The organism is Pseudobutyrivibrio ruminis CF1b (genome assembly GCF_000424005.1).
GTDB lineage: Bacteria > Bacillota > Clostridia > Lachnospirales > Lachnospiraceae > Pseudobutyrivibrio > Pseudobutyrivibrio ruminis_C.
The window spans coordinates 130,696-155,137 of record NZ_AUJB01000012.1 but is presented as its reverse complement, the minus strand read 5'-3'; the positions used below and the strand labels follow the sequence as shown (position 1 = coordinate 155,137).

The following is a 24,442-nucleotide window of genomic DNA, read 5'->3' as shown; positions in this document are numbered from 1 at the left end:
GGAGAAGGATACCAATCTCTTGGACAGGCTTTTTTAATATTTAATAAACAAAATAAACATATTATTGTTATAAGATATTTATGTACTGTGTACTCTAGGTTTTTTGCGGGGGTGTGGTTTTGAGCTTTCACTATACTAAAAGAAACTATAGCAAATATTATCTTATTATCTTTAGTGTTGCAGGTATATTATTGAATGTCTGCTTAAATTATCTTGCTATAAAAATGAATCTTCCTATGTACTTAGATACTGTAGGAACCATTTTTGTCACATTTCTTGGAGGCGTTTTGCCTGGCATTATTGTTAGTTTGATAACAAGCATGCTTTTAAATATTTTTTCTCCTGGATATCTATATTATTCTTTAATTACAGTCATTATCGCTATTTTAGCAGGCTGGTTTTTCCGTTACTCAAAGTCTTCAAAAATTCTAAAATTTCTATATTCTGTTCTAACGGCAGCACTGGTATGTTCTGTTTTCGGAGCTTTTATTCAGAACTACATTTCTGGCCTTCCTTTTGAAGAATATGTTGAAGAAATATTCCAGTATGTAAATGTGAAAAATGAATTTAGCTATATGCTTGTTGTTATTTTTGCTGTTTTTTTACTAAATATCGTTGATAAAGGTATTGCTATTGGATTGGCTACCTTATTTTTCCACCTTATTCCAGAAAGAACGAGAGACTATATTGCAAATTATGGATGGAAACAAAAACCATTAACATTACAGGAAATCAGAGAAACCAGAAATATAAGTACCAATAAAGCTATTCATAAAAAAATAAGTGTTATGCTTTCTACAACAATTTGTTTACTAAGCATTATTATGATTTGGATTAGTATTACTTTCTATTATGAAGATTGTAAAGAAGAGTATTCAGATGAGGCTTTTGCAATAGTAGAAAACGCTGCATCAATCTTAGATGGTGATGAAATATATGAATATGTAAAGTGGGGTGACAAAGCCAAAGGGTATCATGATGTAGAAAAACAAATGAAAATGCTGTTAAACAACACGCAGGGTGTTGTAAAACTTTCATTTTTTATTCCTGAACAGAATGGTTTTTTATACCTATTTCAGGTAGGAAAAGAAGGGGTTACTCTTTCAGATAATGGAATAATCATTCCTTATTATGATGAGTTTTCTAAGTACAATGATTATTTTAAAAATAAAGAAGTAATCAATGAGATTATGTTTAATAGTGATAAATCCGTTATGTTTGCTTCTTACCCTGTAAGAAATTCCAATGGGGAAATAGTTTGTTATGCTATTTCTGACGTGTATATGTCATTTCTTTCCGAATATGCCAGGGATTATTTGATGAAAATTTTCCTATGTTTTTCTGGATTTGTTGTTATGATTATGATTTTTGGTTTTACTCTGGCAGGATATGAGCTTGTTATTCCTATTAATTGTATTACAAATGCTGCATGTGAGTTTCTGGATAGTCATGGCAATCAAAATGCATTAGATGAAAATGTTCGAAAGACACGTTCAATAGGCATTTGCACAGGGGATGAGGTAGAACAGCTTTATAGAACTATATGTCAAATGGAATCAGAAATGGCTGAATATGTTAGAGATTTACGGCATTTTGCGGATACAACGAGAAAAACTCAGACGGGGCTTATTATTACTTTGGCAGGTATTGTTGAGAGTAGAGACATCAATTCTACTTCTCATGTTCATAATACAGCAGCATATGTTCGAATTATATTAAATGGTTTAAAGAAAAAGGGCTATTATTCTGAAAAGCTTTCTGATGAGTATATGGAGGAGGTTGAAATGTCTGCGCCTCTTCATGATATAGGAAAGATTCAGATTTCTGATTCTATTATAAATAAGCGAGATGAACTTACTAATGAGGAAGAGGAGATATACAAATTACATACGGTTTACGGAAGACGCATTATGGAAAAGGCTATAACAATAGTAAATGATGATACGTATCTGAAAGAAGCCAGAAATATGGCAGCTTATCACCATGAAAGATGGGATGGAAAGGGCTTTCCTGAGGGACTTCACGGAGAAGTTATACCGCTGTCAGCAAGAGTTATGGGACTGGCTAATGAACTTGATGAATTAATCTCACCTAGAGGCTTTAAAATCTCCTGCACATTGGATGAAGCTATAGAGATTATTAAATCTGAGTCGGGAAAAAAGTTTGATCCTAAATGTGTTGATGCATTATTGGAATGTATCAGTGATGTTAAAACAGTTATAAACAACAGTAATTTTAGAAGATATTGATGGGGGCAATTTATAGTATGAGTCGAAGAATAAAAGTATTGCCATTATTAATATTGATTTTTGCTTTGATGGTTTCTTTCGAAAAGAAACCTTATGTCTATGGAAAAGATACTGAGATAAAGCAGGAGAAAACGGAGAAAAAAGGCGGCGGTGGATATGCTGCCTCTAATCAGCTCAACGGTTTTGGATATACGGCAAAAGTATATGATTCGACAAATGGTCTACCTACTTCAGATGCTAATTATATTTTGTGTTCTGATTCTGGTTATATTTGGATAGGAGGATATAGTGGAATAATAAGATATGACGGAGCTGATTTTGAAAGGCTCGATTCATACGATGGACTTACTAGTAGTAGAACCCTGTATCAGGACAGAAATGGCCGTATGTGGGTGGGTACAAATGATAATGGCTTGGTTATTCTTGATGAACAGAGGAATAGAAGACATATTACAGATGAAGACGGCCTGCCTTCCCGATGCATTATGTCCATAATTGAGGATGGTAGAGGAAACTTTATTATTGGAACCTCAAAAGGTATTGCTGTTATCGATAAAGATGACAATATTAAATATATTGATGACAGTAGATTAGATTCTGGAAGGATAGTCAGACTTACACGAGATTATTATGGCGATATATATGGATATTGCGATAATGGTAATATATTCAAACTTATAGATGGAAAAGTAGAACAAATTCTTAGAGCTTCAGATTTAGATTTGGATTTTATTACCACAATTATTGCTGATCCTAATGATGTTGGAAAGGTATATATAGGTACAGAATCGGGATTAATCTACTACGGAAATTTTGGTGATTCCTATTCGGATTTACGAAAGATTAATGCGAAGCCACTAGATTACATTTATTGGCTTAGTATTGATTGCGACAGGGTATGGGCAGCATCACACACTTCTATTGGTTATATAGATGAACATAAAAATTTCAAGGAAATAAAAGATCTTCCGCTGAATACGGATATAGAAATGCTCACGTCTGATTACCAGGGGAATCTTTGGATTGCTTCATCTACAGCAGGTGTTATGAAAATAGTTACCTGCAATTTTACCAGCGTTACCAGTCGTTATGATTTTAATAATCTTGTGGTTTACGCAAATTATATAAATAAAAGTTACCTTTATATGGGAACAGAGGAAGGCCTTTATATATTAGATGTTTATGGAAATCAAGTTACAAATAAACTAACAGAGTATATAGGAAAATCTTGTGTTCGGCATATAATGAGTGATTCACAGGATAATTTATGGTTATGCGTATACAACAATGGATTAGGCCTTGTATGTCAGAAAAAAAGTGGTGAAATTATAAACTTTACTACGAAAGAGGGATTACCTAGTGTGCAGGTTCGCTGCTCATTAGAGTTATCCGATGGCACAATAGTAGTTGGTGGTAATAAAGGAATAAGTTATATTAAGGATTTTAAAGTCCAATCGAAGAAGAATATTGAAAGCTTAAGAATAGATGACAGTATTTTGTCTCTTTATGAAAAAGATAAAGATTTATATATAGGCACAAATGGAAACGGAATATATATTTTGAACGAAAGAGGTCTAAGACATTATAGTATCAACAATGGTTTGACCTCTGATATTGTTATGCGAATTATCTGGGACAAAACAAGGGAAGTATTTTGGGTAATTACTTCAAACTCCATACAATATATTAAAAACGACATTATTGTTAATGTAACATCTTTCCCTTACAACAATTGTTATGATGTATATTTTAAAGAAAATGGTAAGGACTTATGGGTTCTTGCTTCTGATGGTATTTATTGCGTAAATGCTCAGAGTATGATTGATGATAATGTTAATGAATATATACATTATAATCTTTTGAATGGCTTGCCAAGTATTCCTACGGGAAATAGTTACAGTTCTTTAGATGAGAATTCAAATTTATATGTATCAAGTCATAAGGGTGTTTGTAAATTTAACATAGAAAAGTTTGTGGAAGAATATGTTGATTTAAATTTTGAATTACGTTCGGTTATATGTGACGGCAAATACATTTATCCCGATAAAAATGGAAAATATATCATTCCAGCAGGGGCTAATCGAATTACTTTTGTTCCAGCTATTTTGGATTATTCTGAAACTAATCCTAAGATACATATATGTCTAGAGGGAGTGAAGGATCAGGGGGCAACTGAGCTTCTTAATAAACTTAGACCGTTGGAATTTACCGGTCTTAGATATGGAACATACAATCTACATCTTCAAATGCTGAATCAAAGTGGAAACGAAATTCTTCGGGAAAAAAAGTTTCTCATTGAAAAGAAACCATTACTTTATGAAATGGCTTTTGTTCAGGCTGTTATTTTATTATTGTTCCTAATTATAGGTGGTGTTTTGGCATGGAGAATATTGTTTAAAACAACTATAAGTAAACAGTATGAAAAATTACAGGAAACCACTGATGAACTGGCAAGAGCAAATAGCGTAAAAGAACGATTCCTTGCTAATATTTCAAATTTCCTTAGGACCCCATTGATTACGATTATGGGTGCCGATGAAATGATTCTTAGAAGAGATCCTACAGTTTCTTCTAATGAATATTTCTTCTCAGTTATTAATGATGCTATGGAAATAAAAAATGAATCTGAAAATCTATTGGAGTTAATTGATTCGTTAATATATATATCCAATATAGAATCAGGAAAGGCTACAGTTAATGAAAAGGAATACGATACTGTGGAGGCTATGCAAAGCGCAATATCAATAACGAGACATCTTTGCAATGAAAAAGGCCTATCTTTTGAGTTCGAAGTGGATGAAAAGATGCCAGTCCGCCTTTTTGGAGATGTTGATAAATTAAGCCAGATTATTTGGACATTGATTAATAATGGGGTTAAGTATACTTCTGATGGCGGTGTGACTATACGGGCAACAGTTGATTCAATAGAGAATAATTATTGTGATTTGAGCATTTCTGTAAAGGATACAGGAGCAGGAATTAGTGATGAATTCAAGGATGTTATATTTAACTCCTTTGAAACTATTGGATATATGACGGTAGGTCTTCCTTATGAATTTGGATTGGGACTTACTTTATCTAGAATGTTCGCTAATCTAATGAATGGAACAATCGAGGTTTCCAGTGAAGAGGGGCAAGGGGCAACCTTCACTTTTAAGGTTAGACAAAAAATAGTTAATTCAACACCAGTTAGTTTATTTAAGGAAAAAGAGAACAGGGTAACCCAGGGACTTTATATTCCTAGTTTTGTTGCTCCAGAGGCGGAAGTTCTTGTTGTAGATAACAATATGAAAAGCTTGAATATTGTCAAGAACATTCTGAAAGAAACAAGGATGTTTGTAGGAATAGCCACAACAGGTGAAGAATGCCTTGAGAAAATAAAATTTGGAAGCTATAACCTTGTATTGATGGATTATCATATGCCTGACATAACTGCTTCAGAACTTTTAATTCGTGTACGTGATATTGTTCCCGATATTCCTGTTTATGCTATTTCTTCCGTACCAATAGAGGATGAAGAATTCTATCAGTCTAAAGGTTTTAATGGTGTATTGTTAAAACCTGTTGATAGCAAATTGTTGGAAAAAACAATTTTAAAGCACATTCCAACAAAAATTTACATGAAGCTATCTGATACGGATGGTTATGAAGAGGATTCTGAACTTCCAAAAGATAAAGAATGGCTTTATAACATTAAGGAACTTAATGTACGAGATGGAATTAGAGATAATGGTGGGGCTGGTCAATATCTGACATCATTGCTTACATTTATGGATGCCATAAATAAATATGTTAACGGTATTGATGATGCTTATAAGAATTTAGATATCAAGCTATACACTATTAAAATGCATAGTTTAAGAACCTCCTGTTCAATTGTAGGCGCTAATGATTTGGTGGCAGTTGCAGAGTCTTTGGAGGCTGCAGGAAATCGTAATGATTTAGATTATATAGCAGATAATACAGACAGTTTCCTATCTGAATGTAGAAGTCTATATACCAAGCTTACAAAATTACACTCATTGTAGAGAGGATGAAAGAAGGATGTTAGAATTTTTTATCAAACATCAATTGGATCTGATGCTGGCTCTAAGCAGTATTTGCGGAACAATAGCAATTTTTGTAATTGTTGCTAGAGCTTTGCCTTTAAGCAGAAGAATTACGCTGTTGTTTTTGGAACTAAGCGCAATGACTTTGCTTTATTCTGATAGACTTTCATACTTCTACAATGGTGATATATCCCAATTAGGTCTTTTCATGCATCGTCTTTCTATTTTCATGGATTACCTATTTACTGATGTTATTGTATTGGCATTCAATCTATATCTTATTGATTTATATAAGAATGAAGGAAAGATGAAGAAGACTCCGCTACGACTGGATTTTTGCACGATATTTATGATTATTGGAATTATACTTTGTATTTTCTGTGGCTTATCAGGAATATATTATACATTTGATTCAAATAATATTTATAGCAGAGGACCGGGATATATTATAAGTTATATTTTCCCATTCTTCGTGCCTTTGATTCAATTGACTGCAATTATAAAATATAAAAGATATTTAGATTGGATAATTAATCTTTCAAATACTCTTTTTATTGTTGTTCCTTTAATCTGCTCAATTGCTCAATTATTTATAGCGGGAACATCAATGACCAATATAGGAATTATTATTACTTGCATATTTATTTACGTAGTAGCTTTATTTAAGCTTAATCGAGAAATGGAGGAGGGCAAGCGTAGCGAGATTGACTTTTTGAAAAAAGAGCAGGAGAGTATGCAACGTCTTTTCTATCAGACATCATCTGCTTTCATGGGGGCTATTGAGGCTAAGGATGTATATACATTAGGTCATTCGGATCGTGTTGCAAATTATGCAAAGGCAATAGCAAAAACCTGTGGGAAGAGTGATAAGGAATGTGATGAAATATATTCTGCTGCCTTATTACATGATATTGGAAAGGTTGGACTTCCAGAATCCATTGTTAGTAAGGGCAAGGATTTAAATGATGAAGAATTAAAAATCTATCGAAGAAAGACGGTTATTGGCGCAGATATTCTTTCTAATATTACTGAATATCCTTTCTTAAAGGATGGAGCACATTATCATCATGAAAGATATGATGGAAGTGGGTATCCTGACCATTTAAAAGGTGATGAGATTCCAGAGATAGCCAGAATAATTGCTGTTGCAGATTATTATGACAATATGACTTCAAGAAAAAGTGACAGGGATGCGTATCCTCAAGTGATTGTTAGAGAAGAATTTTTAAAAAAATCAGGAACAGCATTTGATCCACGTTTTGCAGCTATTATGATTAGTCTTATTGACAGCGATAAGGACTATAAGTTACGTGAAAATGTGGAAGATATAGATAATAAGCCTGATGAATACCTCTCTGTTAATGAATATAGAAGTAATGTTACAAAGGGAATTCTTATTGATGATAAGTTTACAAAAATCGGTTTTGAATGGAGCCTTAATAGCGATTCGCCAACGGGATTTTCGGCACCATCAATTATTGTTTTTGATGCTTACGATGGAAGAATCCATTCTGATGAGAAGAGTATAAGCGCGTTTGGGTATTTAGAATTTGGGGAGATTTGGTTTAATGGGCACTATAATTCCACTAAGGCTAAGAACATGGAAGTTACAATTTCTCAAAAAGGTGGAAGCATTTCGGAGTTTTACGGTGCTGCCTATGAGATGACTGCAGCTAAATGTGGGGATCATCTAAAGATAAGCATATCAAGTGATTCTGAAGTTATAGATGTTATTATGGCTTTACCTGAGAATTCAAAGTACGCCTATATAGGCATCACAGGTGAATATTGTAATATTAGTAACATAAATATAGAACGTACAGAAGAGATATTTACAGATGATCAGTTCACACGAATTGCTCCAGCCAACAATTACATTAACAGACTTGAAGGAGATTTACCTAATCTTCAGATTGATCGTTTCCGTTCGGCATCGTCTGATGGTACTCTTATAACGGATGGATTGAATTGTGAATTCCATACAATGAGCCTTCCAATGGCAAATTTCATTTGGAATTGCCCTTTTATAGTCGTGTACTCTTCAGATGATGGCAAGGTTGATGGGGAAAATTATTTGGAATATGCACTTATTCAAATGAATGGAGAGCTTAAGAGTGATTCAACACTTGCTACCAATGATCCTATAGTTAAAAAAACTAGGGAGTTTAAGAATTGGGATACCTGGAAAGAGAAAAATAAAAAGGGAATGGAATGCCATATTTCGTTTAGGATATCTGGCGACACTCTGGAGATGGCCATTGAAAATTCTGATTTTAAAATCAAGAATAAAACTATGTTTCTTCTTATGCCAGAAAAACTATATTTTTCTATTACAGGTGACCAATGTGCCATTACGGACATTAGAATTTATGAATAGAATGATGAGTTAGGTTATATGCATAACTCTTAGTCAAATTTTTAACAAAAAGTTCAAAAGAATACTTTACTAAATAAACAAAAAATGAGAAAATATTCTCGATAGCGCGCTTATGTTTATAAGCACGTTCTAAATTATGTCATTAATGTAAGTAGCAATTACATTTTAATGGTCATTAATCGAACGAAGAAAGGAGTTCTACAATGATTTACACAAAAGAAGTAGAAAACATGTGTCCTGTAGCTAAGGGCGCAAAGCATGAACCAGCTCCTATCCCTGAAGAGGGAAAATGGGTACACGCTAAGCAGATTTCTGATATTAGCGGTTTCACACACGGTGTAGGCTGGTGTGCTCCACAGCAGGGTGCCTGCAAATTATCTTTAAATGTTAAGAATGGTGTTATTGAGGAAGCTCTTGTTGAGACAATTGGTTGCTCAGGTATGACACATTCAGCTGCTATGGCAGCAGAGATCCTTCAGGGAAAGACAATCCTTGAGGCTCTTAATACAGACCTTGTTTGTGATGCTATCAATACAGCTATGAGAGAGCTTTTCCTTCAGATTGTTTACGGACGTACACAGTCTGCATTCTCTGATGACGGACTTGCAGTTGGTGCTGGTCTTGAGGATCTTGGAAAGGGTCTTCGTTCACAGGTTGGTACAATGTACGCAACAAAGGAAAAGGGTGTTCGTTACCTTGAGATGGCTGAAGGCTATGTAACAGGTATCGCACTTGATGCTGATAACGAAGTTATCGGTTACCAGTTTGTTTCTCTTGGAAAGATGACAGACTTCATTAAGAAGGGTGATGATCCTAACACAGCATGGGAGAAGGCAAAGGGCCAGTACGGTCGTGTTGACGATGCTGTTAAGATTATCGATCCACGTCAGGAATAATTATAGAAAGGAGAAACAATAATGTCTTTATTTGAATCATATGAGAGAAGAATTGATCAGATCAATGCTGTTCTTAATAAGTATGGTATCAGCTCAATCGAAGAAGCTGAGAAGATTACAAAGGACGCTGGTCTTGATGTATACGAGCAGGTTAAGAAGATTCAGCCTATCTGCTTCGAGAACGCTTGCTGGGCTTACACTGTAGGTGCTGCAATCGCAATTAAGAAGGATTGCCGTAAGGCTGCTGATGCAGCTGCTGCAATCGGAGAGGGTCTTCAGGCTTTCTGTATCCCTGGTTCTGTAGCTGATCACCGTAAGGTAGGTCTTGGCCATGGTAACCTTGGTAAGATGCTCCTTGAGGAGGAGACAGAGTGCTTCTGCTTCCTCGCAGGTCACGAGTCATTCGCTGCAGCTGAGGGTGCTATCGGTATCGCTGAGAAGGCTAACAAGGTTCGTCAGAAGCCTCTTCGTGTTATCCTTAACGGTCTTGGTAAGGACGCTGCACAGATTATCTCACGTATCAACGGTTTCACATTTGTTGAGACAAAGTACGATTATAAGGAAGCAAAGCTTAACATCGTTTCTGAGAAGGCATACTCAAATGGTCTTCGTGCAACAGTTAAGTGCTACGGCGCTGATGATGTTCAGGAAGGTGTTGCTATCATGCACCACGAGAACGTTGGTGTTTCTATCACAGGTAACTCTACAAACCCTACACGTTTCCAGCATCCAGTAGCTGGTACATACAAGAAGGAGTGCGTAGACCTTGGTAAGAAGTACTTCTCAGTTGCATCAGGTGGTGGTACAGGACGTACACTTCACCCAGATAACATGGCAGCAGGTCCTGCTTCATACGGTATGACAGATACTCTTGGACGTATGCACTCAGATGCTCAGTTCGCTGGTTCATCTTCAGTTCCTGCACACGTTGAGATGATGGGGCTTATCGGTATGGGTAACAACCCAATGGTTGGTGCTACAGTTGCAGTTGCAGTTTCAGTTGAGGAAGCTGCTACAGCTGGTAAGTTCTAATTATACTTAAATTATTAAAGAGCTCTCAGGCTTCCTGAGGGCTCTTTTTTATTGCCCTTGTTGACAATTCTGTAACATTTATATGCTATTCTATTGCTAGCAATTGATTTGTGCATGTAGGAGGTTTTTCTATGAGCAAAAGGTTTTTTAGTTTTTTTGTTTCTTTATTGTTAATCACAGCTCTTTTCGCAGGATGTGGTTCCAAGGAGGAGACTGCAGTAACAGCCGAAGCTCCTGAGGAAGAGACTGGATTGCCATCGGGTGATGTTTCTCTAAGAGTTTGGGGAGCCGATGAAGATGAAGAGCTGGTTAATCAAATAATTAGTGGCTTCATTAAAGAGTATGGTAGTATGGCAAATTTCAAAATTACCTTTGAGGCTCATAGTGAATCCAGTGCTAAGGATGAAATACTTGGAGATGTGTTAAATGCTCCAGATGTATTCACTTTTGCTGATGATCAGCTCATGGCTTTAGTTGCTTCTGGTGTCCTTAAAAAAGTTGAAAATGACAGTGAGATTTCAGGTAGAAATTTAGCAGCTGCAAGTGACGCTGCTTCCGTAAATGGAACATTATATGCTTACCCATTGACAGCAGATAATGGATATTTCTTATTTTATAATAAAGCGGTTATAAGTGATGAAGCAGTTCAGTCTATGGATAGTCTTATGGCAGCTGCAGGTGCTGCAGGACAAAAGGTATTTATGGAGATGAATTCTGGTTGGTACATGTATGCGTTTTTTGGAAACACAGACATGGAGATTGGTCTTAATGATGACGGAATTTCTACCTACTGCAATTGGAATGCAAAATACACAAATATAACTGGTCGAGATGTTGCAGAGGCTATGGCTGCAATTGGTAGAAATCCAGCATTTACATGTGAGAGTAATGATGGATTTGTAGGTGGGGCAGCTGATGGCACCTTTGCTGCTGGTGTTAGTGGTATTTGGGATGAAAATGGAATAAAGGAAGCTTGGGGTGATAATTATGCTGCATGCAAGCTTCCTACGTATACTGTGGCAGGACAGCAGGTTCAGATGTCCAGCTATGCAGGATATAAGCTTGTAGGCGTTAATTCTTATTCTAAAAATCAGGCTTGGGCAGCGAAATTTGCAGATTGGATGACCAATGAGCAAAATCAGACTTTAAGATTTGAAATGAGAGGACAGGGACCATCTAATACAAATGCTTCAGGCTCAGGTGCTGTTGCAGAATCTAAAGCTATTCAGGCATTACAACAGCAGGCAGAATATTCAAGCTTGCAGAGAGTTGGCGGAACCTATTGGGATCCGGCAGCTAACTTTGGAACGCTTATGAGCCAGGGTAATCCTTCGGGTAAAGATGTTCAGGTTCTTTTAAATGAAATGGTAACAGAAATTACTGGAGAGGAATCTACTGGTGACCTGGTAACAGAAGAAGGTGAAGCTGCTCCAGAAGAAAATAAAGAAGAAGCAACTGAAGATGTTGTAGAAGAAGCTACAGAAGAGACAACAGAAGAAACAACAGAAGAAACAACAGAAGAAACAACAGAGGAAATTATAGAAGAAACTACAACAGAAAATTCAGAGGAAAATAAGCAATAGGAGGGCGTCAGGATGAGTAAGAAAACAAGTATTAGATTATATATTTTAATCCCAGTCCTTTTATTGGGAATTCTATCTATTTTTTCTAATGTTATGGCACTCTTTAATTTGAGCAAGGTTAATCATACTGCTACAAAAATTGCAGATGAATATATGGTTGCTATTACAGAACTTGATACAATTGGCCAAACAGCAAAGGATATTCATTCACTTGCTCTTTCTCATATTGTTGCTACTGATTTTGAGACAATGACTTCAGTGGTATCAAAGATAGAAGAAGAGGAAGCTGTATTAGATAATGCCATGGTCGAGTATGGAAATCAGTTTGCGGCTGAAGATACAAATTTTGAAACTATGAAAGCTGACTTCCAAAGCTTTAAGGATTCTATAATGATTCTTCTGGCACAGAGTGCTAATCAGAGAACGAAGGATGCATATGCTACTGCAAACGGACAGGTAGCTGAAAGTGCACAGAAACTTAATCAGGATATAGATAATGTCATTGCAGCAATTCACACTGAATCAGATGTTCAAAGACAGGCTTTATCTACCGCAAACATGGTTGCAAGTTTTGCAAGTTTGATAATTGTAATTATAAGTATAATTTCAGTAATTGCGGCTGTTATAGTTGTTGCAAGAAAAATATTGCGCCCTGTTACTAAGGCAGAATCAGAACTCCATGAAATTATTGATGGTATAAATAGTAGAGAAGGTGATTTGACAAGAAGATTAACTATTGAGTCCAACGATGAAATAGGAATGCTTAGTCGTGGTATTAATGAGTTTATAGAACGTCTTCAGGGTATTTTTATCATGATTACTAACAATTCAACAGCCATGGACAAGGTAGTTAATGATGTTATGGGAAGTGTCAAAACATCAAATGACAGTGCTTCGGATTTGTCAGCATTAACAGAAGAGCTTTCTGCTACCATGCAGGAGGTGGCAAATAGTGCTGGCATGATAAATAACAACACAGAGCAGGTAAGAATCGAAGTTGATGAGATGGCGAATAAGAGCCGTGAAATCAACGAATATTCTAAGACTATGAAGGAGCATGCTGATGTTATGGAACAGAATGCTCGAGAGAACATGGATGAAACAAATAAAAAGGTTGATAACATTCTTGCAGCTTTAAATCAGGCTATTACAGATAGCCAAAGTGTAGATCAGGTAAACTCACTTACAGATGATATTATGAGTATCGCAAGCCAGACCAATTTGCTTTCTTTAAATGCTTCAATTGAAGCTGCCAGAGCGGGAGAGGCAGGAAAAGGTTTTGCTGTTGTTGCAGATGAGATTGGTGGTCTTGCAGAAAACAGCCGTCAGACTGCTGCTAATATTCAGGAGATTAACTCTGTAGTAGTTAATGCGGTTCATAACCTCGCAGATAATGCAAATGAGTTAGTAGATTACATGCAGAATTCTATTCTTCCAGAATTTGAACGTTTCGTAGAAGATGGTGAAAAGTATAAGGATAATGCTGATTATATTGAATCGGTTATGGCTGATTTTACTGATATAACAGAAGGATTTAAAGATAAATTCACTGAGATAGCAGAATCCATTAGTAGTATTACCTCGGCCATAGAAGATGGTGTTAAGGGCGTTTCTTCTGCAGCCGAAAGCACTCAGAATCTGGTATATGATATGGATAATATTTCTAAACGTATGGACGAGAACCAGAAGATAGCTGGAGAGCTTGAAGAGGAAACAGCTATTTTTACAAAGATTTAGTAATTGATTTCAATTACCTTCCAAAATATTGTTGTAAATGCAGTTATTCTAGCTGCATTTATTATCTATGCAATTGTTTCAAACAATGACATGAATAATGTAAGTTGCAGTTTCAGTTGAGGAAGCTGCTACTGCTGGTAAGTTCTAAATTACATTTTTGGGGAAGCTGAAAGCTTTCACAAAAATGTACTGGAGGGCTCAAATCTCCAAAGGAGATTTCTTTAAATGAGCCCGACTGTCATTGTTATATTGTATTTTAGAGCTCTTGGTTTATCCAAGAGCTCTTTTTTAGTTTTTAAAATGAGATTAATCAAATGTTTTATCTCATAAAAATCCATAGAAATTGTACATTTTTTAAACATTATATGTTTTTTTTGTGACACCTCTTAACCAATTAAAACGTATGGGTATATAATTTTATTAGCCATTAATTAGCCATTAATTTAAATGGGGGTGCGCAATGGGAACAGAAGAAAGGCAAGAGAAAATAAAACAGAGGCTTGATAAAAATCTTACAGCTGAGCAAAAGGAAAATCTTAAAGCTGTTGGAAAGGTTGTTGAAAATAATAAAGGCAACTTTTTCCAATCAATTTCTTTTCAAAACATAATTGTAAATGTTGCTATACTTGCGGCATTTATAATATATGCAGTGATTTCCAACTCAGCTATGCAAAGCGTAAAGTCACTGGCTTTAGTAGCAAGTGAAAATGAACTTATTTGCGCACAGGAATCGGCTGCATTACGTCAAGATGTAGTTCATATTTCAGCTGAAATTAATCGTACATTAGGACAACTTGAGGCAGGCAAGGAAATGCCAGCTGAAGAATTTGCGGAGATGGAAGGTTATATGAATGATATTGGCTCTCATCTTGATTATTTGGATGCTAGTATACTGGTTGGAAACCTACCAGATGGGCAGGAGAGAGTTGATAATCTCAGAGCTAGCGCAGAGGCATTAGTTGCTGCAGCTGGTGCTATGGAAAACTTTATCAAATCAGGTGATTTGACGGGAGCAATTGGCTGTGTATCTGGTGATTACGGAACAAGCCTTGTTGCAACAAATGATGCTTTAGATGCTGTTGATGAGGGAATTAATTCTCTAAGCGAGGGCTTTAGCGCTTATTTGGATGGTTACATTGCCCAGGTTTCTGTAAAGGGATATATAGTCATGGCAGTGGTTGTTGTCTTGATTATACTTAGCTTTGTGCTTTCATTTGTTAGAATTAATAAGACTATACTTGGTATTTCATATGAATTACAAGCTATCATTAATAATATCAATAAGGGCAAGGGCGATTTAACTGCCCGAATAAACACAAAAACAAAAACAGAGCTTGCACTTATATCTGATTGTATCAATCAGTTCTTAGGAACATTGCAGGGTGTAATCAGAGATGTTAAGGATGGAGCAACAGTTCTTACATCATCTGCAGATAGTGTTATTGTAAAGATTCAAAGTGCTAGTGATAATGTAACAAATACATCTGCAGCCATGGAAGAGCTTGCAGCATCTATGGAAAATGTTTCTGCAACAACTTCTGAGCTTAATGACAAAGTTCAGGAAGTTAGAGAGGCTACGGATGCTATTGATTCTGAAGCAAGAGCTGGTGCTGAAAAGGCAGATGAAATTAAAGAAGCTGCTAATTCTATAAAGAAGGAAGCAACGGAAAAGAAAGATAATACTGGCGCTAAGATGGAAGAGCTTTCAAAGGTTCTCGAGGAGTCTGTTAAGGAGTCTGAGCAGGTTAACCAGATTAGTGATTTGACTAATGAGATTTTGGATATTGCTAGTCAGACAAACTTACTTGCACTTAATGCATCAATTGAAGCAGCTCGTGCTGGTGAAGCTGGAAAGGGCTTTGCTGTAGTAGCAGATGAAATTAGTAAGCTTGCAGCAAATTCTAGAGATACAGCTGGTAATATTCAGGAGATTTCCGGTAAGGTTACAGCTGCTGTTAAGACACTTTCAGATAATGCTATTCAGGTTATTGAATTTATCAATGAAAATGTACTTGCTGATTATGATGCCTTTGTAGAAACTGGTTCTAAATATGAAGATACAGCTTCAATGATTGAGGATATGCTTGCTACTTTTACTGAAAAAGCTGACAATCTAAATGCTGTGATGAATGAGATGGCTGGACAGATTGAAACTATTTCTCGTTCAGTAGAAGAAAGCTCTAGTGCTATTGGTATGTCAGCAGCCTCAGCAACAGAAATTGTTGGTGAAATCCAGGGCATTAATGAAGCGATGGATCAGAATAATGATGTAACCAAGCAATTGAATGCTAGCACTCAGAAGTTTGAGATAGTATAATCCCTTTAGAACTTAATAATATTATAGTTGACAGTGCCTCCTGGTATGTTTATACTAGGAGGTACTTTAATACTTTTAAGCACTAAAGCAACCGGAGGACCACATAAATGAAAAAAGAAATATCTAAGCTTTTAGAGGTAAGAGAGAGCGTCAGAGTTGTTGATGCAACTTTACGTGATGGAGGTCTTGTAAATGATTTTTATTTTACAGATGAATTTGCAAAGGCTCTTTATCTTACAAATGTAAAGGCTGGAGTTGATTATATGGAAATGGGCTACAGAGCCGATAAAGAGCAGTTTGATGAGGACAAATTTGGCCCTTGGAAGTTTTCATCTGATGATTATATTAGAAAAATTGTTGGTGAAAACGATACAGATTTAAAGCTTGCTATTATGGCTGATGTAGGAAGATGTAATTACAAGGAAGATATTCGTCCAAAGGCTGAAAGCCCTGTGGATCTAATTAGAGTTGCTACATATCTTCATCAGCTTCCAGGAGCTGTTCAGATGATTGAGGATGCATATAATAAGGGCTACGAGACTACCTGTAATATTATGGCTATTTCTACAGCCTCTATGGAAGACATCAAATCAGCCCTTGATATTGTTTGTCAGACTCCAATTTCTTGTATTTACATTGTAGACAGTTATGGGTCTCTTTATCCTGAACAGACAGAGCGTATAGCTGATATGTACTACGAAATCGCATCAAAATATGGCAAGCGTGTGGGAATGCATGCTCATGATAATCAAAAGCTTGCATTCGCTAATACCATAGAGGCAGTTGGAGATAATGTTGATTATCTTGATGCTACATATTGCAGCATGGGACGTGGTGCAGGAAACTGTGCAATGGAGCTTCTTTTAGGATTTTTAAAGAATCCTAAGTATAAAGAAAGATATGCCATCAAGTTTGTAGAGGACTTTATGCTTCCTCTAAAAGAGCAGGGAGTTGTATGGGGCTACGATATGCAGTACCTTACAACTGGTCTTTTGAATCAACATCCAAGGACTGCTATAGAGTTTACTAAGCAGGGCAGAAAGGATTACTTTGCTTTCTACCAGGAGATGCTGAATTTAGATTAATAATTTATAGTGCGCTTAATAGCTTTTTTGCTATTTCAGCCCAGGTGTGGTTATTGGAAGCAATTTCATAACCACTCTGGGCTATTTTTTTGAGCTTATCCAGGTCTTTTAAATTCTCGTCTACTATAAATGTAGATTCATCTATATCTTTCAGGTCGTAGAACAGTATATTTTCCCCATGTTTATATTCATTTCTAAGCAAAGTGGTAGGGTCGGTGAGAGTGACGGCACCATTCAGCTGTGATGAAAAGACTCTATCATGACTTCCTGCCTTGAAATTAGGCATAATATTTACAGAGATTTTTGCTTTCGTAAATACGGTAAATGTGAGATTGAAAGGAATCTCTCTGTGAATGGTGGCATGCTTAAGTGGAAGCTCCTCCCAAAGGGCTCCAAAAAGGTGCAGTTCATGTTCACATTTATCCAGGGCTTCCACCAGCTTTTTTCTGTTGAGGCAGCGCACGTAAGCATCTGCCAGATAAAAAGTCTGGGTGTGAAGTGGTTTATCTAAGTTAATGTAGTCGTAGATTTCGTTCTCAGATAAAGTATCTACAGCTTCTTCTATAGTAAGGTCACTGTCGGCTTTTAACATTTCTATCAGCTCATAGACGGTTTCAGCTACAGGGGCAGGCATTATATTGATGGCAGTTTCAAGCCTGGCTGGTGCAGTATATGTGCCAGAAAAGAGAATATCGTATTTACGTTTATCAAATTCATCCCAGTCTATTTTTTCTTTGCCAAAGGCAAGTTCGCCTGTCATAGGAGTAACTGTAACTGATTTTATGTGAGGATAATACTTTTCGATATATTTTTTATGGTTGTCATCAAGACATACCACATGGAAATTCTGAAGTTTATGTTTTAGGGAATCGTGGTGATATAAAGGATGATCTAAAATGAAGTCGAAAAATGGGGCATCCACGTGGTCGAGAAAATATGAATCGTCATCCATGAGGGCTCTTGGCAAATCAGAATTGAAATCAATCATGGCATCAAAATGCTTACCAACATATTGCTCTAAATCATCCAATTGATTTTCATCGACTTTAAAGTATTCTACTGAGTGACCAAGGCTAGTAAGAGCATTGCCCAGAGAGTCTCCGAAATATAGATAAGAGTTGTAGCATACTGTTTTCATTTCAAAGATAAGAAAGTTCATAGCTAAAAACCTCACCAATTGTTCATAATTTGTTCCCCATATTTACTTTAAAGTTTAACATACTTTATACCCACTATGTTATACTTTGTATAAAGAGAGAAAGGGGAATCTATGATTAAAGCGGCTGCGTACAATTGCGAACCACTACAGAATCCATTTATTTTTGATGAAGTGTATGACATGATTAGTCCTCAGCGTAGGGCGCACGTTGATGAAGCTAAGACACTTAAAGGAAAGTGTGAGCGACTTGGTGCCTCTCATCTTTTGGAAAAGCTTTTATGGGAGAATCACATTCAAAGACCTTATGTTTATTCAAACACTTCCCAGGGAAAGCCAATTTTCTTACAACCTAAGAATGTGGATTTTAGTATAAGCCATGCAGATTTTTTTGCGGTGGCTGCCATATCAGACAAGCCAGTAGGAATTGATGTTGAAAGAATAAGGCCCTATGACCCAGATTTAGTAAAACGGTTTTTTACCAAATATGATTTAGAGCTTTTAGAATCAGTAAAGAAAACCGAGGTTAATAAGAAATTCACCGAGGTGTGGACCTTTAAGGAGGCCACCTGCAAGATGATGGACAGGCCTTTGATGCAGGTGCTTCAGTGGGTGGATTACAGTGAATACTGTGATTGCGAAAAAGGCAACGTGGAATGGACCAAGCAGGGATTTGAGTTCAGAGATTATTACATTACCCTTTGCTATGAGGATAAACGGCAGCCTATTCAGATGGGCTTATATAATCCGTACGATGGGAAGTACTACTAAATACCATAGGAGTGCTTCCTTTTTTATATTAATATTTAATAAATATTTCATGTTCTTATTGACATATATATGGTTTGTGATAGAATTCTATTTAGTTTCATGCTTCACAGTAGTGAAGTGGAAAAGGAGTATATAATTTATGGAGTCTACAAAAGTTCTTTCTATTTTAGTTGAGAATACACCAGGTCTCACAAGCCGCATTTCAGGCTTATTTTCACGAAGAGGGTACAATATAGACAGCTTTTCAGCTGGCGTTACTGCAGACCCAAGATATACAAGGGTTACTATTGTTACTCATGGAGACGAAATGGTTCTTGAGCAGATTGAGAAGCAGGTTTCAAAGCTCACAGACGTAGTGGATTTAAAGGTACTTGAGCATGGTACATCTGTTACCAGAGAGCTTATGCTTGTAAAGATTTCTGCAAGAAGCACAGACAGACAGGATGTTCTTACTATAGTAGAGATTTTCCATGGTAAGGTTGTTGATGTCACTCATGATTCTATGGTGCTTGAGATTACAGGCGGCCAGAGAAAGCTTGAGGCATTTTTAGACATGCTTGGCGATTACGATATTTTAGAGCTTGCCCGCACAGGTCTTACTGGACTTACACGAGGCAGCGACGATGTTGTAATTCTTTAATAAATTTTAAGTAGGAGGATAATTAGAATGTCACAGGAAGCAAAGATCTATTATCAGGAAGATTGTAATCTTTCATTATTGAAAGGTAAGACAATAGCTATTATTGGTTATGGTAGCCAGGGTCATGCACATGCACTTAACCTTAAGGAGAGTGGATGCGATGTTATCATCGGTCTTTACGAGGGTTCAAAGTCATGGGCTAAGGCTGAGAAGCAGGGACTTACAGTTTACACAGCAGCTGAAGCAGCAAAGAAGGCTGATATCATCATGATTCTTATCAACGATGAGAAGCAGGCTGATATGTACAAGAAGGACATCGAGCCAAACCTTGAGGCTGGTAACATGCTTATGTTTGCACACGGTTTCAATATTCACTTTGGTTGCATCAAGCCACCAGCTGATGTTGATGTTACTATGATTGCACCTAAGGGACCAGGACATACTGTACGTTCAGAGTACCAGGCAGGTAAGGGTGTTCCTTGTCTTGTTGCTGTAGAGCAGGATGCTACTGGTAAGGCTCTTGATCTTGCACTTGCTTACGCACTTGGAATTGGTGGAGCTAGAGCTGGTGTACTTGAGACAACATTTAGAACAGAGACAGAGACAGACCTCTTTGGTGAGCAGGCAGTTCTTTGCGGTGGTGTTTGTGCTCTTATGCAGGCTGGTTTTGAGACACTTGTTGAGGCAGGTTACGATCCAAGAAATGCATACTTTGAGTGTATCCACGAGATGAAGCTTATCGTAGATCTTATCTATCAGTCAGGCTTTGCAGGAATGAGATATTCTATTTCAAATACAGCTGAGTACGGCGATTATGTTACTGGACCAAAGATCATCACAGATGAGACAAAGAAGGCTATGAAGAAGATTCTTTCAGATATCCAGGATGGAACATTTGCTAAGGAATTCTTACTTGATATGTCACCAGCAGGACGTCAGGTTCACTTCAATGCTATGCGTAAGCTTGCATCAGAGCATCCATCAGAGAAGGTTGGAGAGGAAGTTAGAAAGCTTTACAGCTGGAACAATGAAGAAGATAAATTCATTAACAACTAAAAACTAAGAACCACCTGTTACGCTCTCAAGCCTTAGATATTACTTCGCTCAGCTGAAGAAAGCTTCGCTTAAGTAACACTAAGAGCTTGATAGCTACAGGTGGCTTTTTTATGCTTCTCTATAATTTTTATTTCTGAAGAACTTATATAAGTGAGATGATATTTTTATTTCAGTATATATGTCAGCATATTCGCGTGGTGAATATTCTGAAACAAAGTTTGTAGGGAACTTTCTCTTCATGCCGCGCGAACGGCATAAGTCTACGGCTTTGTTGTAGGCGATGGCAGCCTTTGCTTCGCTGGAGTATCTTCCCACTATAAAGTCTCCATTGAGATGTATTTTGGCAACGTATTTTACCTTGCCTTTTTTTTCTTCTTTGGATACACCGTGATATTTATTTACAAGGATGATATTGGAATATCGTAAATCCGTTTCGTCTCCATTTGCAAATTTATAATCACGATCCTTTACACTATATGGCTTGATTCCATATCTACTGAGAATGTTGTACTGCATTCCGTAATCGCTCACAAACATGTGGCCACCACGGTTCTGTATCTTGTGAGTCGAATAGTAGAATAAGTCATCATTGTCAAATTTAAGGACTGTAGATGGGTCCAAATAATAAACAAAGTAATTTCGATGAAGGTAAACAGGGTTTTTAATGTAAATGTTATTGTCCCTGTAATTAATAAGAGTTACACATTTTTCAAATGGTAATTCTTTTATTGAATTCTGATAGGAAAGTAAAGTGATTTTTTTATCCTTTAGAATTTTCCACGCTTCTTTATAGGCGCGATTACATTGAGCCTCGGTGTTAAAGCTTCCGATGCTGATGTGCTTACCATTGTAGGTTATGTTACCTCGATAATAGGTAGTGCCATTCTTACGTGTTGCTTGATAAACTCCAGGCTTCATTTTGTTTGCCTCCCCGTGTTCTTAATTATTATTGTACACTTTTGAGAAAATGAAAGTATTAAAAAACTATGAATAATTCTATGATTAGCACGAAAACATTAGCTTATAGAGAGGGTACCAAAGACGGTGTTCCAATAGCACTGGGATATTTCGCTGTGGCCTTTTCTCTTGGCATTCTTGCAAGAAATGCAAATTTCACTCCGCTGCAGGGATTTATCAATTCATTTTTGAATCATGCCAGCGCAGGAGAGTATGCAGTTTACACTGTTGTGGCTGCCGGGGCAAGCTATGTGGAGATGGCCATTATGACTCTTGTGGTAAATGCCAGATACCTGCTTATGTCCACAGCTCTCAGCCAGAAATTTGATTCCAAGACATCCATGCTTCACAGAATGTGTGTAGGCTTCACTGTGACTGATGAATTATTCGCAATTACGATAAAGCGCCCGGGACATATAGAGCCATTCTATAATTACGGAGCATTTATCATTGCTGTACTTGGCTGGTGCTTTGGAACTTCCTGTGGAATCATTGCAGGAGAACTGATGCCATTGAGACTTGTCAGTGCATTTTCAGTTGCATTGTATGGAATGTTTTTGGCATGCATTATGCCAGAGGCTAGAAAGCACAGAATTGTAGCAGTATTGATTATCATTAGTTTTGTTCTAAGTTATATTGCATCGAGAGTATCGCTATTTGCAGGCATTTCTTCTGGAACTAAAACTATTATTCTTACAGTAGTTATTGCATCTATTGCTGCTATAGCATTTCCACATCCGGAGGAAGAGGACGATGACTAAAACATACATTTATATACTGGTGGCAGGAATAGTTAGTACCATTATCAGAGTGCTCCCAGTAACAGTATTTAGAAAACCTATAAAGAATCGCTTTGTAAGGTCATTTCTTTATTATGTGCCATATGTGACACTTGCAGTCATGACTTTTCCAGCCATCATTGATGCCACACAGAGTAAAATATCAGGAATACTTGCACTTGTCTGCGGCACCATAGCAGCCCTGCTGAATCAGAGTCTATTCAAGGTGGCCTGCATCTGCTGCGCAGTAGTGTTTATAAGTGAATTAGTTTTATGTTAAGAAAATCTTAGGTCCAGGTCCAGCTTTTAAGGCTGGACCTTTTTTGGATTTTCAATATATGGGAGTTTATTTTTTATATTGAAAATTCAAGAAATATATTTTCAACAGAACAAGATATCATTCATATATTGAAAATCTAGAGAGTATATATTACTGGAAAAAGAGTATGTGAAAATTCTGTGTGTAGAATTTCAAAGATTTAACATAGAATTTTATATTTTAAACAAATATGAGAGCTGATAATATCTAAATATAGTAAAAATGCCCAAGGGGTTTGGGCTGTAAACACAAATTTTAGGAGGAGAAGAAATGAAAAAAAGAGTTTTAAGTTTAATGCTCACTGCTGTTATGGCTATGGGGTTAGCCGTAGGTTGCGGACCTGCTGACACAGGTGCTCCTGCAGATTCAGGCGCAGCTACAGAGGCTACAGATGATGGGGGAAGTGCTCCAGCAGCTTCAACTGGAAAGAAGGTTGCAGTTGCAATGCCTACACAGTCTTCTGAGAGATGGATTAATGATGGTAGCAACATGAAGGAGAAGCTGGAAGCTTTAGGTTACGAGGTTGACCTTCAGTATGCTGAGGATGATGTACAGGCTCAGGTATCTCAGATTGAGAACATGATCGCAGCTGGCGCTGACTGCTTAGTAATCGCAGCTGTTGACTCATCAGCTCTTGTAAACGTAGAGGCACAGGCTAAGGAAGCTGGTATTCCTATCATCGCTTATGATCGACTTCTTATGGATACAGATGCTGTAAGCTACTATGCAACATTCGATAACAAGGGTGTTGGTACAGCTATTGGTAAGTACATCGAAGAAAACAAGGATCTTGCTAACACATCTGAGACATACACAATCGAGTTCTTCATGGGCTCTCCAGATGATAACAACGCTGTAATGCTTTACAACGGACTTATGGAAGTTCTTCAGCCATACCTTGACAATGGTACATTGGTATGTAAGTCAGGAAGAACATCATTCGAGGATACATGTATCCTTAGATGGTCTCAGGAAACAGCACAGCAGAACTGTGAGAACTACCTTACAGGTTTCTATGCTAACGATAAGTTAGATATCTGTGCAACAGCTTTTGATGGTTTCGCTTATGGATGTAAGGCAGCTCTTGAGGGAGCAGGCTACAAGGTTGGCGAGGATTGGCCACTTATCACAGGCCAGGATGCTGAGCTTATGGCTACAAAGAACATCATCGCTGGTTCACAGGGAATGTCAATCTACAAAGATACACGTCTCCTTGCTGACAAGTGCGTAACAATGGTTCAGGCAGTTCTTGAAGGTGCAGAGCCAGAAATCAACGATACTACACAGTATGACAATGGAAAGCTTGTCGTTCCTTCATACCTTTGCACACCAGTTGCAGTTGATAAGGATAACTACAAGGAAATCATTGTAGATGGTGGTTATTACACAGAGGAACAGTTAGCAGAATAATTGAAGTTGACACCTCATCCGCCCTCGGG

At 37.1% G+C, this 24,442-nt stretch carries 17 protein-coding genes; 15 read left to right on the top strand and 2 right to left on the bottom strand.

All coding sequences use genetic code 11. The features are described 5' to 3' along the window. The first annotated feature begins 119 nt into the window (after positions 1 to 119). From G592_RS16390 to G592_RS0111390, 9 genes are all read left to right on the top strand, one after another. Positions 120 to 2,249, top strand: a complete 2,130-nt coding sequence (locus G592_RS16390) for an HD domain-containing phosphohydrolase (RefSeq protein WP_036952738.1) — start codon at positions 120 to 122, stop codon at positions 2,247 to 2,249. Between the two features lie 17 nt (positions 2,250 to 2,266). Next, a complete protein-coding gene (locus G592_RS16385) occupies positions 2,267 to 6,277 on the top strand; it encodes an ATP-binding protein (protein WP_196801841.1) in 4,011 nt (1,336 codons plus the stop codon). Between the two features lie 16 nt (positions 6,278 to 6,293). Beyond that, the gene (locus G592_RS0111425) at positions 6,294 to 8,675 is read left to right on the top strand and encodes an HD-GYP domain-containing protein (protein WP_028247938.1); all 2,382 of its coding nucleotides are present in this window, start codon (positions 6,294 to 6,296) and stop codon (positions 8,673 to 8,675) included. A gap of 203 nt (positions 8,676 to 8,878) precedes the next feature. After that, positions 8,879 to 9,571, top strand: a complete 693-nt coding sequence (locus tag G592_RS0111420) for an iron-sulfur cluster assembly scaffold protein (RefSeq protein WP_015549537.1) — start codon at positions 8,879 to 8,881, stop codon at positions 9,569 to 9,571. A 21-nt stretch (positions 9,572 to 9,592) separates the two neighbouring features. Further along, entirely contained in the window at positions 9,593 to 10,603 is a 1,011-nt protein-coding gene (locus tag G592_RS0111415) for a GGGtGRT protein (RefSeq protein WP_015549538.1), read from the top strand. Between the two features lie 131 nt (positions 10,604 to 10,734). Beyond that, positions 10,735 to 12,186: an extracellular solute-binding protein gene (locus G592_RS16380; RefSeq protein ID WP_081660401.1), complete on the top strand. Its 1,452-nt coding sequence runs from the start codon at positions 10,735 to 10,737 to the stop codon at positions 12,184 to 12,186. Positions 12,187 to 12,198: 12 nt separating this feature from the next. Beyond that, entirely contained in the window at positions 12,199 to 13,923 is a 1,725-nt protein-coding gene (locus G592_RS0111405; protein ID WP_028247937.1) for a methyl-accepting chemotaxis protein, read from the top strand. Positions 13,924 to 14,383: 460 nt separating this feature from the next. After that, positions 14,384 to 16,240: a methyl-accepting chemotaxis protein gene (locus G592_RS0111395; protein ID WP_028247936.1), complete on the top strand. Its 1,857-nt coding sequence runs from the start codon at positions 14,384 to 14,386 to the stop codon at positions 16,238 to 16,240. A 107-nt stretch (positions 16,241 to 16,347) separates the two neighbouring features. Further along, complete coding sequence (locus tag G592_RS0111390; RefSeq protein WP_028247935.1) at positions 16,348 to 17,325, top strand: aldolase catalytic domain-containing protein; 978 nt, start codon at positions 16,348 to 16,350, stop codon at positions 17,323 to 17,325. Positions 17,326 to 17,329: 4 nt separating this feature from the next. On the opposite strand, the gene G592_RS0111385 is transcribed toward G592_RS0111390, so the two are convergent. Beyond that, entirely contained in the window at positions 17,330 to 18,484 is a 1,155-nt protein-coding gene (locus tag G592_RS0111385; RefSeq protein ID WP_028247934.1) for a glycosyltransferase, read from the bottom strand. A gap of 111 nt (positions 18,485 to 18,595) precedes the next feature. On the opposite strand from G592_RS0111385, the gene G592_RS17125 reads away from it, so the two are divergent. The 3 genes from G592_RS17125 to ilvC all read left to right on the top strand — a co-directional run bounded on the left by G592_RS17125 (position 18,596) and on the right by ilvC (position 20,948). Further along, complete coding sequence (locus G592_RS17125; protein WP_051194894.1) at positions 18,596 to 19,252, top strand: 4'-phosphopantetheinyl transferase family protein; 657 nt, start codon at positions 18,596 to 18,598, stop codon at positions 19,250 to 19,252. Between the two features lie 139 nt (positions 19,253 to 19,391). Then, complete coding sequence (ilvN, locus tag G592_RS0111375; protein WP_028247933.1) at positions 19,392 to 19,892, top strand: acetolactate synthase small subunit; 501 nt, start codon at positions 19,392 to 19,394, stop codon at positions 19,890 to 19,892. A gap of 27 nt (positions 19,893 to 19,919) precedes the next feature. Then, entirely contained in the window at positions 19,920 to 20,948 is a 1,029-nt protein-coding gene (gene ilvC / locus G592_RS0111370) for a ketol-acid reductoisomerase (RefSeq protein WP_028247932.1), read from the top strand. A gap of 108 nt (positions 20,949 to 21,056) precedes the next feature. On the opposite strand, the gene G592_RS0111365 is transcribed toward ilvC, so the two are convergent. After that, complete coding sequence (locus G592_RS0111365) at positions 21,057 to 21,866, bottom strand: hypothetical protein (RefSeq protein ID WP_028247931.1); 810 nt, start codon at positions 21,864 to 21,866, stop codon at positions 21,057 to 21,059. An 80-nt stretch (positions 21,867 to 21,946) separates the two neighbouring features. On the opposite strand from G592_RS0111365, the gene G592_RS0111360 reads away from it, so the two are divergent. From G592_RS0111360 to chvE, 3 genes are all read left to right on the top strand, one after another. Beyond that, positions 21,947 to 22,666: an AzlC family ABC transporter permease gene (locus G592_RS0111360; protein ID WP_242830168.1), complete on the top strand. Its 720-nt coding sequence runs from the start codon at positions 21,947 to 21,949 to the stop codon at positions 22,664 to 22,666. After that, positions 22,659 to 22,964: an AzlD domain-containing protein gene (locus G592_RS0111355; RefSeq protein ID WP_028247929.1), complete on the top strand. Its 306-nt coding sequence runs from the start codon at positions 22,659 to 22,661 to the stop codon at positions 22,962 to 22,964. Before G592_RS0111360 ends, G592_RS0111355 begins: the two co-directional genes overlap by 8 nt. 309 nt (positions 22,965 to 23,273) lie before the next feature. Beyond that, entirely contained in the window at positions 23,274 to 24,413 is a 1,140-nt protein-coding gene (gene chvE, locus G592_RS0111350; protein WP_028247928.1) for a multiple monosaccharide ABC transporter substrate-binding protein, read from the top strand. The last annotated feature ends 29 nt before the right edge of the window (positions 24,414 to 24,442 follow it).